The 15,834-nt window shown below is 61.2% G+C and carries 11 protein-coding genes and 1 pseudogene; 7 read left to right on the plus strand and 5 right to left on the minus strand.

Annotated features, from left to right (window positions below; translation table 11 throughout):
* Positions 1–64: 64 nt before the first annotated feature.
* Entirely contained in the window at positions 65–2,947 is a 2,883-nt protein-coding gene (locus FH08_RS0123020) for a valine--tRNA ligase (protein ID WP_031360615.1), read from the minus strand.
* A gap of 199 nt (positions 2,948–3,146) precedes the next feature.
* On the opposite strand from FH08_RS0123020, the gene FH08_RS0123025 reads away from it, so the two are divergent.
* The 5 genes and pseudogenes from FH08_RS0123025 to FH08_RS0123045 all read left to right on the plus strand — a co-directional run.
* Positions 3,147–5,507, plus strand: a complete 2,361-nt coding sequence (locus tag FH08_RS0123025) for a UvrD-helicase domain-containing protein (RefSeq protein ID WP_031360616.1) — start codon at positions 3,147–3,149, stop codon at positions 5,505–5,507.
* A complete protein-coding gene (locus FH08_RS0123030; RefSeq protein WP_031360617.1) occupies positions 5,504–6,295 on the plus strand; it encodes a 5'-methylthioadenosine/adenosylhomocysteine nucleosidase in 792 nt (263 codons plus the stop codon). Before FH08_RS0123025 ends, FH08_RS0123030 begins: the two co-directional genes overlap by 4 nt.
* A gap of 282 nt (positions 6,296–6,577) precedes the next feature.
* Positions 6,578–6,793 carry a hypothetical protein gene (locus FH08_RS0123035; RefSeq protein WP_031360618.1) on the plus strand — a complete coding sequence of 72 codons (216 nt, stop codon included), beginning with the start codon at positions 6,578–6,580 and terminating at the stop codon, positions 6,791–6,793.
* Positions 6,790–7,284, plus strand: coding sequence for a hypothetical protein (locus FH08_RS0123040; protein WP_235210471.1), 495 nt, complete (start codon positions 6,790–6,792; stop codon positions 7,282–7,284). The genes FH08_RS0123035 and FH08_RS0123040 overlap by 4 nt, the downstream gene beginning before the upstream one ends.
* 158 nt (positions 7,285–7,442) lie before the next feature.
* A pseudogene (locus FH08_RS0123045) lies at positions 7,443–9,350 on the plus strand (propionate--CoA ligase); the annotation flags it as partial.
* An 11-nt stretch (positions 9,351–9,361) separates the two neighbouring features.
* Here FH08_RS0123045 and FH08_RS0123050 read toward each other — a convergent pair.
* From FH08_RS0123050 to FH08_RS0123060, 3 genes are all read right to left on the minus strand, one after another.
* On the minus strand, positions 9,362–9,886 hold the full coding sequence (locus FH08_RS0123050; RefSeq protein ID WP_031360621.1) for a helix-turn-helix transcriptional regulator: 525 nt from the start codon (positions 9,884–9,886) through the stop codon (positions 9,362–9,364).
* Positions 9,865–10,170, minus strand: a complete 306-nt coding sequence (locus FH08_RS53490; protein WP_051888459.1) for a hypothetical protein — start codon at positions 10,168–10,170, stop codon at positions 9,865–9,867. The genes FH08_RS0123050 and FH08_RS53490 overlap by 22 nt, the downstream gene beginning before the upstream one ends.
* Positions 10,171–10,311: 141 nt before the next feature.
* On the minus strand, positions 10,312–11,556 hold the full coding sequence (locus tag FH08_RS0123060) for an MFS transporter (RefSeq protein WP_031360623.1): 1,245 nt from the start codon (positions 11,554–11,556) through the stop codon (positions 10,312–10,314).
* A 319-nt stretch (positions 11,557–11,875) separates the two neighbouring features.
* On the opposite strand from FH08_RS0123060, the gene FH08_RS0123065 reads away from it, so the two are divergent.
* Both FH08_RS0123065 and FH08_RS0123070 read left to right on the plus strand, forming a co-directional pair.
* Positions 11,876–13,531, plus strand: coding sequence for a methyl-accepting chemotaxis protein (locus FH08_RS0123065; protein ID WP_031360624.1), 1,656 nt, complete (start codon positions 11,876–11,878; stop codon positions 13,529–13,531).
* Between the two features lie 199 nt (positions 13,532–13,730).
* A complete protein-coding gene (locus tag FH08_RS0123070; RefSeq protein ID WP_031360625.1) occupies positions 13,731–14,180 on the plus strand; it encodes a hypothetical protein in 450 nt (149 codons plus the stop codon).
* 87 nt (positions 14,181–14,267) lie between these two features.
* On the opposite strand, the gene FH08_RS0123075 is transcribed toward FH08_RS0123070, so the two are convergent.
* On the minus strand, positions 14,268–15,743 hold the full coding sequence (locus FH08_RS0123075; protein ID WP_031360626.1) for an HDOD domain-containing protein: 1,476 nt from the start codon (positions 15,741–15,743) through the stop codon (positions 14,268–14,270).
* Between the last annotated feature and the right edge of the window lie 91 nt (positions 15,744–15,834).

The raw sequence follows: 15,834 nt of genomic DNA on the forward strand, positions 1-15,834 counted from the left end.
AGCAGTCGGTCGGTTTTCGGGTCTTGGCCGGTCGCGCTGGACCGGCCAAGACCGCCGAAGCAGCCTACGCCGGAAGCCGTGACAACTGCGCTTTCAACTTGTCAGCAGTCGATTCGAATTCCGCGAGCCGCTTGCGCTCCTGGTCGACCACCGCGGCCGGCGCGCGCGCCACGAAACTCTCGTTTTCCAGCTTCACACGGGCCTTCGCGATTTCCTGCGTCAGCCGGTCCACTTCCTTCGTGAGCCGTTCGCGTTCAGCCACTACGTCGATTTCCACCTTCAACACCAACTTGTTCGTTCCTACGATAGCAACTGGCGCGCCACTTGCCTCTGCGTCCAGCGCTGATTCGTCGGCAATGATCTTTACTTCCGACAAACGCGCCAGCGCCTGGACATAAGGCGCGAACGACTTGAGCCGTTCCTCGTCACCGGTTGCCAGCAGCGGCACCTTGACCGCCGGCGACAGATTCATCTCCCCGCGCAAATTACGACATGAATCGATAATGGCCTTCAGTTCAGCAGCCCACTGTTCAGACGATTCATCTATCTTAGACGGTTGCGCGACCGGGTAGCGCTGAATCATGATGGACGCGGTCTGCCCGTCTTGTGCCGCCTGCGGGTACAGGTCCGTCAGCGGCGCAACCTTCTGCCACAAGGCTTCAGTGATAAACGGAATCACCGGATGCGCGAGGCGCAGCACCGTTTCCAGCACGCGCAGGAGGGTGCGGCGCGTGGCGCGCTGCTGCTCCGGCGCGCCGGTCTGGATCTGGACCTTCGCCAACTCCAGATACCAATCGCAGTACTCGTCCCACACGAATTTATAGATGGCGCTTGCCACGTTATCGAAACGGTAATCGGCGAAACCTTTCTCCACCTCCGCTTCCACGCGCTGCAAAAGCGACACGATCCAGAAGTCCGCCTGCGAGAAGTGGAGGTATCCGCCCGGTCCGCAATCACCTGCTTCGCATTCCTCCGGCTTGCCGAAGCCACAGTCGTGGCCTTCGGTATTCATCAGGACAAAGCGGGTAGCATTCCACAGCTTATTGCAAAAGTTACGGTACCCCTCGCACCTTGCCAGATCAAAATTCACGTTGCGACCGAGCGTTGCCATGGACGCCATGGTGAAACGCAGCGCGTCCGTGCCGAACGGCTGAATTCCGTCCGGAAACTCCTTGCGGGTTTTTTTCTCGATTTTTTCGGCTTGCTTGGGGTTCATCAGGCCGGTAATTCGCTTGGAAACGAGCGTCTCCAGGTCGATGCCATCGACGATATCGATCGGGTCGAGCGTATTGCCCTTGCTCTTCGACATCTTCTGGCCTTCCGCGTCCCGCACCAGACCGTGGACGTAGACGGTGTCGAACGGGACCTTGCCGGTGAAATGCGTGGTCATCATCACCATCCGGGCAACCCAGAAGAAGATGATGTCGAAACCCGTCACGAGCACCGTGGAGGGCATGAAGTGCTTGAGTTCCGGCGTCTCGTTCGGCCAGCCGAGCGATGAAAACGGCACGAGCGCCGATGAAAACCACGTGTCGAGCACGTCGTCGTCGCGTTTGAGCGCGCCGGTGTAGCCTTTTTCCGTGGCTTCCGCGCGGGCTTCTTCTTCGGTCTTCGCCACGAAGATTTCGCCGTTATCGCCGTACCAGGCCGGAATCTGGTGGCCCCACCAGAGTTGACGCGAGATACACCAGTCCTGGATGTTTTCGAGCCACTGGTAATAGGTCGTCGACCAGTTTTCCGGGACGAACTTGATTTCACCGTTGCGCACCACGTCGAGCGCCGTCTCAGCGATCGATTTGCCCGGATGGAACGTGCCTTCCGGCGCCGGCTTGCTCATGGCGACGAACCATTGGTCGGTGAGCATGGGCTCGATCACCACGCCCGTGCGGTCGCCGCGCGGCACCATCAGCGCGTGGGGCTTGACCGATTCCAGCAGGCCGAGCGCTTCCAGGTCGGCCACGACCTGCTTGCGCGCGTCGAACCGATCCATGCCGCGATACTTTTCCGGCGCGTTGTCGTTGATCTTGGCGTCGAGCGTGAGGATCTCGATCATCGGCAACTTGTGGCGCAGGCCGACCTGATAGTCGTTGAAGTCGTGCGCGGGCGTGACCTTGACCACGCCGGTGCCGAACTCACGATCCACGTAATCATCCGCGATCACCGGAATTTCTCGGTTCGATAACGGCAGCATGACGGTCTTGCCGATCAGGTGCGCGTAGCGCTCGTCTTCCGGATGGACCATCACGGCGGTGTCGCCGAGCATGGTTTCCGGGCGCGTGGTGGCGACCGTCACGTGGCCGGAGCCGTCCGGCAGGGGATACTGGATGTGCCAGAGACTGCCGGCTTCGTCTTCGCTGACGACTTCGAGGTCCGAGACCGCGGTGCCCAGCACCGGGTCCCAGTTCACCAGCCGTTTGCCGCGATAAATCAGGCCTTGCTTGTACAGCGTGACAAACACGTCGAGCACGACGGGCGACATCTTGTCGTCCATCGTGAAATATTCTCGCGACCAGTCAATAGACGCACCCAGGCGGCGCACCTGCCCCGTAATGGTCGAGCCGGATTTCTCCTTCCATTCCCAGACGCGTTTCAGGAACTCTTCGCGGCCGAGATCATGGCGCGACACGCCTTGTGCATCGAGTTGCCGTTCCACGACGATTTGCGTGGCGATCCCCGCGTGATCCGTGCCAGGCAGCCACAGCGTGTTTTCGCCGAGCATGCGGTGGTAGCGGGTGAGGCTGTCCATGATCGTCTGGTTGAACGCGTGACCCATGTGCAGCGTGCCGGTGACATTCGGCGGCGGGAGCTGGATCGAGAAATCTTTTCGGCCTTCGATCAGGGTCGGCGCGGCGTAGCCACGCTTTTCCCATTCCGGGCCCCAATGGGACTCGATGTTCTGGGGCTCGAAACTCTTCGCAAGCGTGTTGTCACTCGTGTTGTCACTCATGGGGTGGAATCTGCCGAAAAATGCGTAAAAGAAGCGGGGGTCGGGGAATTATAAGGTGTAGACAGGGCGAGGTCGGTGGGAAGGTCCTTCGCGGCGCTCGGGGTGGTTTAAGTGGATGGCCGGAGCCGGTCTCAAACCCAAGTGCCAACGACCATCCCCCCGCCGATTTATACTACCGGTCCCACCGGAAAACTCCCCCATGCCCGATCTGCTCGCCAATCTGAACCCCGAACAACTAGCCGCCGTCACGCTGCCGAACGAGCCGGCGCTTATCCTCGCGGGCGCGGGCAGCGGCAAGACGCGCGTACTCATTACGCGTATCGCCTGGCTGATCCAGCAGGGATTCGCTTCGCCTCAGACCATTCTCGCCGTCACCTTCACGAACAAGGCCGCCAAGGAGATGATGGCGCGCCTGACCGCGATGATGCCTATCGACACCCGCGGCATGTGGATCGGCACCTTTCACGGCCTGTGCAACCGCATGCTGCGCGCGCATTTCCGCGACGCTGGCCTGCCGCAGACGTTCCAGATCCTCGATACGTCGGACCAGTTATCAGCCATCAAACGGCTGATGAAGGGCCTGAATATCGACGATGAGAAATATCCGGCTAAAAATCTTCAGCACTTCATCAACAACGCCAAGGAACAAGGGCTGCGCCCGAAAGACGTCGACGCGACCGATTCCTTCAATATGAAGTTCGTCGAGTTGTACGCGGCCTACGAGCAGCAATGCCAGCGCGAGGGCGTGGTCGATTTTCCCGAACTGCTGCTGCGCTGCTATGAACTGCTCGCGCACAATCCGCCGCTGCGCGCGCATTATCAGGCGCGCTTTCGCAACATCCTCGTCGATGAGTTCCAGGACACGAACAAGCTGCAATACGCGTGGCTGAAAATGCTGGCCGGAGAGCACAACGCCATCTTCGCGGTCGGCGACGACGATCAGTCCATCTACGCGTTCCGCGGCGCGAACGTCGGCAACATGCACGACTTCGAGCGCGAGTACAACGTGCGCAACATGATCAAGCTCGAGCAGAACTATCGCTCTCACGGTCATATTCTCGATACCGCCAACTTCCTGATCGCGAAGAACTCGCGGCGGCTCGGCAAGAATCTTCGTACCGACGCCGGTCACGGTGAACCCGTGCGGGTGTACGAAGCCGCGACCGATACGCAGGAGGCGGGGTGGATCGTCGAGGAGATCAAGGCGATGATCCATGCGGGAGCCGCGCGCGGCGAAATCGCCATCCTGTATAGAAGCAACGCGCAGTCGCGGACCATTGAACACACGCTGGTGAACGCGGGCATTGCCTATCGCGTGTATGGCGGTTTGAGGTTCTTCGAGCGCCAGGAAGTGAAACATGCGCTGGCGTATCTGCGCCTGATCGACAACCCGAACGACGACACCGCGTTCGCTCGCGTCGTGAATTTTCCGACGCGTGGCATTGGTGCAAGGTCGATCGAGCAACTTGCCGACGCCGCGCGCCTCTACAACTGTTCGATGGCCGCCGCCGTTCCCTACGTGATGGGCAAGGCGGGTTCGAGCATCGGCGCGTTCGCGCAATTGATCGCCAGGATGCGCGCTGAAACCCAGCAGATGAGCTTGCCGGAAACCGTCGAATACGTGGTTCGCGCAAGCGGTCTCGCCACGCATTACGAGAACGAGCGCGAAGGCCAGGACCGGCTGGAGAACTTGCAGGAAGTGGTGAACGCAGCCGCCGCGTTCGTGCAAGAGGAGGGCTACGGGCTCGATACCCCCGCGCGCTCCATCCCGCTTCGTCCGGGCGCGACGAACGCGCTGGAAATCGGCTTGGCGACCGACGATCCGTCCGTCGATGTGCTCGACCCTGAAGGCCCCGCCGATCCTGCACAAAATCCCGACACCATGACGCCGTTGGCCGGGTTCCTGTCGCACGCTTCGCTCGAAGCCGGCGATAACCAGGCGCAAGCCGGTCAGGACGCGGTGCAACTGATGACGGTGCACGCTGCCAAGGGCCTTGAATTCATGGCGGTTTTCATCACGGGGCTGGAAGAGGGCCTGTTCCCGCACGAGAACAGCGCGCAGGAAAGCGATGGGCTCGAAGAGGAACGGCGGCTGGCGTACGTGGCAATCACGCGAGCGAAGGAGCGGCTGTATCTGTCGTTTGCTCAGAGCCGGATGTTGCATGGTCAAACGCGCTACAACATTCGCTCGCGTTTCTTCGATGAACTTCCGGAAGACTCGCTCAAATGGCTCACGCCGAAGGCGGAGCCGGGCGCGCGCTGGGGCGGCCGGTCGGATAACGCCGGCTGGGGCCGCGATTGGTTCGGGCGTCCCGACAAGGAACGCGCCGCCTACGCCGACCCCGATGCCGGCAAGCCATTGCCTGCTTTCGCCAACAATCAGCGCGCGGCCGACACCGGTTTCAAGGTCGGTCAGGCTGTGTTTCATAACAAGTTCGGGGAAGGCACGGTGATCGGGCTTGAAGGGGCGGGCGCGGATGCCCGGGCGCAAGTCCGCTTCAAGCGACACGGCGAGAAGTGGCTCGCGCTGGCGGTTGCGAAATTGCAGGCGGTGGAATGACTGCGGGCGTGAAGCGTCTCGGCATCATGGCCGCGTTGCCGCAGGAACTGGGCGACCTCATCGAATCGATGCATGCGGCCGGTGAAGTGCGTACCGAAACCATCGGCCGGCGCGAGTATCACGTCGGCATCGCGCATGGGGTGCCGTGCGTGGTCACGCTGGCGCGCGTGGGGAAGGTGGCTGCTGCAGCAACGGCGAGTGCGTTGATCCACTTGTTCGATGTTGACGCCATTGTGTTCACCGGTGTGGCAGGTGGTGTTCGCCCGGACGTGCGTGTAGGCGATATCGTGATCGGTGAAACGTTGATGCAGCACGATCTCGACGCATCGCCGTTGTTTCCGCGCTTTGAAGTGCCCCTCTTGGGTATGGCGCGTTTTCCCGGCGATGCCACGCTGAATGATGCGCTGGCATATGCATGCACGGCATTTCTCGCCGATGAACATGCTGCATTAGAGGCGCGTTTTGGTGTGCACCCGCCGCGGTTGCATCGCGGACTGATCGTGAGCGGCGACCGGTTTGTATCGAGCCACGACGAGGTGAATGCGCTGCGCGCGGCGGTGCCCGATGCGCTGGCCGTCGAGATGGAAGGCGCGGCGCTCGCGCAAGTGTGTTTCGAGCACGGCGTTCGATGCGCGGTCGTGCGCACGGTTTCGGATACTGCGGATGCCGACGCGCCGGAATCCTTCCTTGAATTCCTGCATGCGCTCGGCGGGACGTATTCGTCGGGGATCTTGCGAAGGTTCCTGGCCGCGTGGGATTCCCCCGGCGACGTCCCCCTTCCTTCCTGAACAGCGCTTTCGTCAGCGTTTAGTTATTCGCTTCTGAGCGCGGCGGCGCCTTCCGTACTGCGCCGGAATACTCGGTTAAAGCGCTGCGGTTTAATCCGCGTCCGGACCCTATCGCCGCGGTAGGCCAAGCCGGTCCTGCGATCTTCTCCAACTGGCCGCCTTCAGTGCCGAGCGGCATATCCCGTCATCACCTTCGCATCTCCCCCGACTCGCTTCCCCAAATTCTCTCTTGTAAGTGAGAATGATTCGCAATTACAATGCTCCGGACGACAGGAGGTCCGCATGACCGAAACGACGCCCGATTCCAGCCGGGCACAGCGCGCATTGTCAGCGAACGCCGCACGGGTGATCGAGACCACGCGCCGCGCATGGCGCGCCGCAGCGGCGCAGCCCATTAGCGATATCGCCATGCAGCCCCGGCCACCCCGGTTTTCACGTCGTCCGATAGTCGCAAACCTTGCAATAGCCATGAATTTTTGGAGTACGAGACCGCTGTGATTGCTATCCCATCTCCTTTGGCCAAGTCCATCGTTATTGACGCGTCCGATGTCCCCAATCAGCGGATGCACGACACCAGCCGCTTTCCGTTCGTGCGCTTGCGCCGGCGCGCCGTGCAGCCGGGCTATGCGTTCGGCTGGGGCGCCGAGATGCAGCGGTTGTTATCGCTGAAGACGCCGTTTGTGATCGTCTCCGATCATGACGCCGATGAAACCGCCGACGACACGCGCCTTCGCAATGCCTGGCTGCGTTCGCACCGGGAAACACTCGCGCTTTTTTGCCGCGGATTCATTGTGATCGAGCCGAAGATAGAAGCACGGGCGTCGACACGGGAAGCCGTGCGCGCGGCGACCGAGGGCAGCGGCGTGCGAATGGTCGTGGTGTCCAGCATACGGGTGGCCGGCGACCTCGCACCGGTGCTGCTCAAGCATTCGGCAAGCGATCTGGAGAAATCCCGATCAACCGACAAGCCGCGCTTGCAGATGCCGTAGGGTCGCTTAGCGGCCCTTGTTGCAACGATGGCCTGCGATGTGGTCGACACTGTCGACTCAGGGCCGTCCCTCTCTAGCAGCGCCCCACGGCCTGAACTATGCTCAGGAGCAATTCGCCTGTCTCCTGAACATGATTCAGGCGACAAGCGTTTCGCTACCAGACAGGGGTTCGAATGCCGACTTATCGTGAAGCTCATCGCCGTTCGATTGAAGATCCAGAATCGTTCTGGGGCGAACAGGCGCGGCGCATCCATTGGGAAACGCCGTTCGAGCAGGTGCTTGATCGCAGCAATCCACCGTTTGCGCGATGGTTTGTCGGCGGCAAGACCAATCTTTGCTACAACGCCGTCGACCGGCATCTTGCCGCGCGCGCTCAACAAAACGCGCTGGTGTATGTATCGACGGAAACGGGCATCGAGCGCCGCTACACCTATGCCGAGCTGCACGCCGAAGTGAATCGCATGGCCGCCGTCATGCGCTCGCTCGGCGTTGGCCAAGGCGAGCGTGTCCTGATCTATCTGCCGATGATCCCCGAAGCCTTGTTCGCGATGCTCGCGTGCGCGCGGCTCGGCGCAATCCATTCGGTCGTATTCGGCGGGTTCGCCGCGCCAAGCCTGGCGGCGCGCATTGATGACGCCACGCCCGTGCTGATCGTTACCGCCGACGCCGGTGCGCGTGCGGGCAAGGTGATCGATTACACACCGCTCGTGGATGAAGCGCTGGCGCGCGCCACGCATAAGGTGCCGAAGGTATTACTGATCGACCGCCAGCTCGCGCCGGAACGGTTGCAGGCGCCGTATTTGGTTTCCTACGAGCCGTTGCGCGAACAGTTCTTCGATGCTCACATACCCTGTGTCTGGCTCGAATCGAATGAACCGTCGTATGTGCTCTATACGTCGGGGACGACCGGCAAGCCGAAGGGCGTGCAACGCGATGTGGGCGGATACGCCGTGGCACTGGCGGCATCGATGGAGCATATCTTCGAGGGCAAGCCCGGCGACACCATGTGGACCGCGTCGGACGTGGGCTGGGTGGTTGGGCACAGCTACATCATCTATGCACCGCTCATTGCCGGCCTGACAACGGTCATGTACGAAGGCACGCCGATTCGTCCCGATGGCGGCATCTGGTGGCGGATCATCGCGCAGCACAAGATCAACCTGATGTTCACCGCGCCGACCGCGTTGCGCGTGCTCAAGAAGCAGGACCCGAAGCTGATGGAGCAGGCGGATCTATCGAGCCTGCGTACGCTCTTCCTGGCAGGTGAACCGCTGGATGAACCCACGGCGCAGTGGATTCAAGGCGCGCTAAAAAAGCCTGTCGTCGATAACTACTGGCAGACCGAAACCGGCTGGCCGATGATCGCGATTCCACGCGGTATTGAAGCGTTGCCGCAGAAGCTCGGCTCGCCAGGCGTACCGTCGATGGGCTTTGCATTGACCGTACGAAACGAGGCGACGGGTGAAATCTGCGCGCCGGGTGAAAAGGGCGTGATCACGCTCGATTATCCGTTGCCGCCGGGTTGCATGCAGACGGTATGGGGCGACGATTCGCGCTTCATCAAGACGTATTGGGAGAGCGTGCCGGGGCAGCATCTCTATTCAACCTTCGACTGGGGCGTGACCGACGAAGACGGTTACGTCTCCATCCTCGGACGTACGGACGACGTGATCAACGTGGCGGGGCATCGGCTGGGCACGCGCGAGATAGAAGAGGCGTTAAGCAGTCATCGGGCCGTGGCTGAAGTGGCGGTGGTGGGCGTGGCTGATTCAGTGAAAGGGCAAGTCGCACTGGCCTTCGTCGTTTTACGCGATGCCCAGGCCTTGGACGCAGAGGGCGCGCGTGAAGCGCTTGAAGGTGAACTTTGCCGGAGCGTGGACGCGCATTTGGGTGCGATCGGCCGTCCCGCCAGAGTCCATTTCCTGGCGATGCTACCCAAGACCCGGTCAGGCAAGGTGCTGCGCCGGGCGATTGCCGCGTTGGCCGAAGGGCGCGACCCCGGCGATCTGCCGATGATCGAAGATGCCGGGGCGCTGGTCCAGGTGAAGGAAGCCTTGATGCGATAGAAACGTTTCTCTTACGTCACCAAAGCAGCTAACTCATGCTCCGCCGGGGGCGTGAGTCGCTGCGCCTCTTTCGTGAGATTGACTCGCATGGTGGTCTCCGCAACGTCGTGAACCGCTTGCTCAAGCCGGTACGTGCCTTTAGCCTTGAGCCAGTCCATGACTTCCGCCAGATGCCAGATGGCGGTGCTGCCCTCGTGCACCGGCGACGGAAAGGTGTCCGCGTTAGTGAGCATTAACTTGCGCATGTTCTGCCGCGTGACGCCAATTGCCTCGGCGACGTCGGTCAGGCCGACAAAATCCGGTGAAGCTTCCACCAGCGCCGCAGACGGAATGGCCGACTTGACGTCCTTCAAGGCGCTCATTAATGCCGCTTGCGCGCTGTCTGCCTCCCGCGTAAATGCCAGCGCAATCCGGCCTGGTTGACCTACGCCGATCAATGCGTCGTCGCATCCTGCGGCACCGAGACGTCCGATCAACGCTTCGTGGTCGCAGTCGCTGTCCGATAACCGATACTTCAATGTGAACGTGTATTCCATGGCGTTGCCTTAGTTAAGACCGTTGATTGTCCGGAAACCTTGCGCGACTGAAACGTGCAGTTGTCGACCACGCGCTTGATGGCTCGCGCATGATTCACCGCATTCTTCGGCGTGCTCCACACACTGGTGATACAGAACTCGCCGCAACGGCATTCGACGGTGTTGTAGGGACAATAAATCCGGCCCCACGCATGGCTTCCTCCTTGTTCGACGCGCCAACCGTGCGTTTCCGCGTGCCGCAGTGCTTCTTCAATTTCCTTCTTCTGATGCTGTGATCGAGTCATCGTTAGCCCCAATAGTAGAGGCGCCTCTCAAGGTTGTCAAGTGACAACCTTGAGAGGCGCCTGGAACGTCGATACGAAAACTCGTTTTAGAGTTGTGCGTTCGTCGGTCGACTGTGTGTTCTGCTCACATGACCTTGATCATCACGCTTTTGCCGTTACCGTTTTTTCCTTCGCATCCCGGGTATTTGGCAGCAGGATCGTCAGGACTCCGATCAGCGGCAGGAACGAACAAACCTTATAGACATAATCGATGCTCGTCGCGTCAGCCAGATGGCCGAGGACTGCAGCGCCGATGCCGCCCATGCCGAACGCAAAGCCAAAAAACAACCCCGCCACCATGCCGACCTTACCGGGAATCAGCTCGGTTGCATAAACCAGGATGGCCGAGAACGCCGATGCCAGGATCAGCCCGATCACCACCGACAGCACGCCGGTCCAGAACAGGTTGGCGAACGGCAACATCAGGGTGAACGGCGCGACGCCCAGGATGGATACCCAGATCACAACCTTGCGGCCGATCTTGTCGCCTACCGGACCGCCCACGATCGTGCCCACCGCCACTGCCGCGAGGAACCAGAACAAATGCACCTGCGCGGTTTCCACTGGCAAATGAAACTTGCTGATCAGGTAGAACGTGAAGTAGCTGCTGATGCTCGCCAGATAGAAGTACTTCGAGAATACGAGCAGCATGAGGACCGTCATCGCGAGCATGACTTTATTGCGCGGCAATGCAGACACTGCCGCCGACGCACGCGCCTTCTTCACTGCAGGATGGCGTTGATACCAGCGGCCAATGTTGGCCAGCACGAAGATGGCGAGGAGTGCCGCAGCCGAGAACCACGCAATGCTACGCTGGCCGTGCGGCATCACTACCAAGGCGGCCAGCAAGGGCCCGAGGGAACTGCCCGCATTGCCGCCAACCTGGAACACTGACTGCGCAAGCCCGTGGCGCCCTCCCGACGCCATGCGCGCCACCCGCGAAGACTCGGGGTGGAATATCGACGATCCGCATCCAACCAGCGCCGCGGCGACCAGCAATACGGGAAAGCTTCCGGCCATCGACATCAGCAACAAGCCGCATAGCGTAAAACCCATACCGACCGGCAGCGAATACGGTTTCGGATGTTTGTCGGTATATAGGCCGACCAGCGGCTGCAGCAGCGACGCCGTGATCTGGTAGGTCAGCGTAATCAAGCCGATTTGCCCAAACGACAACGAAAACTCGCTTTTGAACATCGGGTAGATGGCGAGGATCAGCGACTGGATCATGTCGTTGAGCAAATGCGCAAAACTGATCGCACCGAGCACGGAGAAGGCTGTGCGTGGAATGGCAGGGCTCAGGGCGGGTGCGCCGCCGAGGGCGCTTTTATCGATACTTGTCTGCATGATTGAGGCTCGATTTGTCTCTCGTCGTATTTCGTTGTCTGGCCGAAGCGCACGGACGAAGGCGCAATGCGCCGTGTCGTAATAATTTTAATGTGTCCTCTACGCATTGTCCGGCCAAATTTTGTCGCGAAACGGACATCAGTTTGCCCATACCTGGCGCGTGCGCGCCCGGTTTTGGTGAGATGGACATCGGTTGCGACCTGTGGGGAAAACACGCCTAAAGAAGCGCCGTTTCCCGCCGTAGACCATTGATGTAGCCGTGTGACCAGCCCAAGAAGCAGGCCGCGCGATGCCAATCAAAATTTAGGGAATTCAACAGATGAAACCGTTTTCGCTGCGGGGCAATCCCGGCGCTGAATTTATTCCCGATGGCGGCGCCAAGGCAGCCGCCCGGGCGATGGCGAAGATCGCCGTCACGAGCGGCCGGTCGTTGTCCGTCAAGGCGTCGTTGCGTCTCGCGTTCGCTTTGTTGCTGGTCGGCACGCTGGCTATTGGCGTGATTGCGCTGACGCAGATCAGCCGTCTCAACGGTTCGACGGAATCCATTTATCGCGAGGGGTATGTCGCCAGCCGGGACGTTGAAGAACTGCGCAGCGCCGTGCTGCGCGCGAGCCGCTCGCAAAAGATGCTGCTCACCGCGACCACCGCGAAGGAGCGCGACGAACTCGGCGCGGACGTTGAACACGCGCTCGCCGACATCGGCCGCGGGCAACATAACCTGCAAAATTACGCGGACCCGACCGGCGACCAGAAACGCCTGGCCACAGCCGTTGGCGCGTGGAGCACCGACCTGCGCACCTTCGTCAAACTGGTGAAGGAACAACCGCTCGACCTGTCGCAGATGAACTGGCAGGTCGGAATGATGGACGTCTCGCTGCTGGTGGCAACAGCCAAGCTGGAAAAGCTCGTGAATGGGCTTATCGAACAGCGCGGCGCGGCGGCCAAGGCGATTATCGAATCGGCGGCTGCCATTTATCACGCATCGTTTGTGATGGTGGCCGTGCTGACGCTCGTGCTGATCGTGCTTGCGTTCGCAGTGGGCGAATGGGTGGTGCGTCGGCTGGCAAAGCAGCTCGGCGGCGAACCCGTCTATGCGATGGAAATTGCGAGCCGGATCGCGGCGGGCGACCTGTCGAACCGCATCTCGATCGCCAAGCGCGATAACACCAGCATGCTCCATGCGCTTTCGGGCATGCAGAAGGATTTATCGACGACGGTCGGCGAAATCGCGGCCAGCGCGGAAGCCATCGCGTCGGCGTCCAGCGAAATCTCGCAGGGCAACGTGGACTTGTCGCAACGCACGGAGCAGCAGGCCGTCGCGCTGGAAAAGACGGCGTCGAGCATGGAGGAATTGACGTCCACCGTACGCCAGAACGCCGAGAACGCGAAGCAGGCGAGCTCGCTGGCGTACAACGCATCCGAGATTGCGGAGAAGGGCGGCGTGGTGGTCGGACGCGTGGTGGCGACCATGGAGCAGATCAATGCGAGCGCGAAGAGCATTGGCGACATTATCGGGGTGATCGAAGGCATCGCGTTCCAGACGAATATTCTCGCGCTCAATGCAGCCGTGGAAGCGGCGCGGGCGGGTGAAGAGGGGCGCGGATTTGCGGTCGTCGCCGGAGAAGTGCGGAACCTCGCGCAACGGTCGTCGGCGGCGGCGAAGGAAATCAAGGGCTTGATCCACGCGTCGGTGGCGCGTGTTTCCGATGGCTCGACCTTCGCCCACGAAGCCGGCACGACCATGGAAGAGGTCGTGAAGGCGGTCAAGCGCGTGACGGACATCATGGGCGAGATTTCGGCGGCGTCGGCGGAGCAGAGCAGCGGTATCGAGGAAATCAATCTCGCCGTGACGCAAATGGACGCGGGCACGCAGCAGAACGCGGCGCTGGTCGAGCAAGCGGCGGCTGCCGCGCAGTCGCTGGACGATCAGGCACATGCGCTGAAACAACTGGTCGGAAAATTTCAGTTGGCGTGATGTAACACGGTGTGCACACTGATGAAAGAACCGAGGCTTGCCGAACCGCCAGCCTTTGTTCTAGAATTCGCGACGGGCGCGGCAGGGCGCCCAGTCTCGCGAAAGTGAAAACACCTGTCACGCGTTATCGCTTCATCTGGATAAACCGCAACGTTGAACCTTTAGCCGCAGCGAGAACGGCACAACAAGGAGAAACGTCATGTGGTCAACATCCTGTCCTCGCACTATCAGTTCCGAACTCACCAACACCGAATTTCTTCGACGCCACGCGCGCCGGCTGCTTCGTCGCGCTCACGCGGACAATACAAGCACGGCGATGCCCGTCGTGCGCCGCCTGCTCGCTGCGGGCGTCACCCGCGCCGGGACGCTCGCGGAGCTTCACAAGACGCGCACGGAGGTTCAGCTCAAGCACGTATTGAATATGCTGGCTGTCGAGCTGGGTCATATCGGCTGGGACGCCTGCAAGCCGCTGCTCGACACGCGAGAGGCGGCCGTCATCGATCGATACCGCTTCGATGCGGGCGCTTTTGGCGACTACGAGAAAGTGTGGTTTGCGGGTGCCGGCGCTGCACGTGAGTGGCAGCGCGAACATGGAGGGTACATCGTGGAGTACGGCGATCAGGCGGTGGCAATACTCTGGCGCGAGTGAAGAGTAGCTTGAGGTTGTTCAACTCGCTGTCGCGCTGCAGGTTCGTGAAAAAGAATCGGCTGCGTGACGGCCAAAGCACAGCAAACGTTAAAGCAACTCCACTTCCTTCCAGCCCGCGTTAGAAAAAAAACGACTTAATTCCCGCATGAGTTCATTCAGCGCCGACATTTCCGGCGGCGTAATCTTGCGTACGTGCTGCGCCTGTGTCCAGTCGCCGTAAAGCATGGCCACCGTCGAGCCGTTCGCCTTCACGGGCAGCAGCACGAACGCGTGGGCGTCGCCGAATGACGGTTTGAACCAGCGCGGCAAGCGGGCTTCAATCCGCGGGTCGCGAGCATTCTCGATAAAAATCCCGACCGGGTTAGAGATCGCCAGATGGAACACGTCAGGCTCGAACGCCGCGGGAAATGTCAGCGACGGCAGCAACTGCTCCACGCCCGCCCCAAGCCCGAGGCGCGCCTGGAACTCATTGTTGGACTGGCGCACGAATACCACCGTGCGCGAAAACGTGAGCCCGGCCAGCACCGCTTCCGACGCCATCGCCAGCACCGCGCTCAGCGCATTCTTCGACGGCAGCGAGCGCAAGTCCTCGAGTCCCGCTGCAATCCGCGCTTCCGCCGATAACCCCGCGCGCGCAATGGCATCGGCGTCCGCGCGCAGTTCCACGATCTCCCGCATCACGCCGTCGTTCGAGTCCTCGTTCGCGAGGGCAAGGCTCATCGCGGCGAGCGTGGCGGCATCGGTCAGCAATGCGCGGCTATAGCGGTTCGCAATATCCACCAGCGACGACTCGCGATGTGCCTCGTCGACATGCTGCGCGGTGAGCGCGTCGGCGACTTCGGTGGAATAGTTGGTGACGGCCTGCAGCCAGCGCACATGGCGCGGCGTTTTTTCATCGACGGGGGCGAGCGGGTCGCGGGTCAGCATGCCGGTGCGGATGGTCTCCGGCAGGCGCCAGCGGTCCGCAGCTTCCATGCCGATTTCCTCGAAGGTGACGCCGAGCAACGTGCTGCACGCGAGGCTGTCGCTGATCTGCTCGGCCGTGGCCTTGCGGCGCAACTGATCCCACTCGGTCTCAAGGTAAAACGCCACCAGCAGCTTGCCGATCTGACGCATCAGCGTGCAGACCACCGCTTCTTCCGACGCCCGGAACTCGCTGTGCTCGGTGACTTGCCGCGCAACGGTGCCGGACAGCAGCGTGCGGTTCAGTTCGAGCTTGGCGTCAATGCGCCGTGGTGCGCTTTGATGAAAATGATCGACCAGCTTCAGCCCGACCACCAGGTGGCCGACCGCGTCCATGCCCAGCACCATCAACGCGCGCGTCACGGTGGTGATGTTGCCGCCGAACGAGATGTACATCGCGGAGTTGGCGAGCCGCAATACCTTCTGCGTGAGGCCGAAGTCGGACAGAACGACCTGGACCAGGGCCGTAAAGTCCAGGTCGTCGTCGCTCATTGCGGACACAGTGGTGCGCAGAGCCTGGGAGAGCATCGGAAAGTCTCCGCGCTCGCTCATTCGGCCCCACAGCTTGTCCAGTAGTTCGGCTTTGGAATTGCTTGCCATGCGATTGGTGTCAATGCCTTACACGGTTCCGGCCGGGTGCCCGGAACCGCTTGAATCGTCGACCTGGGTCGAAGTGTAATGCGCGCAAAAA

It is taken from the genome of Caballeronia sordidicola, assembly GCF_000729995.1.
Classification (GTDB): Bacteria; Pseudomonadota; Gammaproteobacteria; order Burkholderiales; family Burkholderiaceae; genus Caballeronia; species Caballeronia sordidicola_A.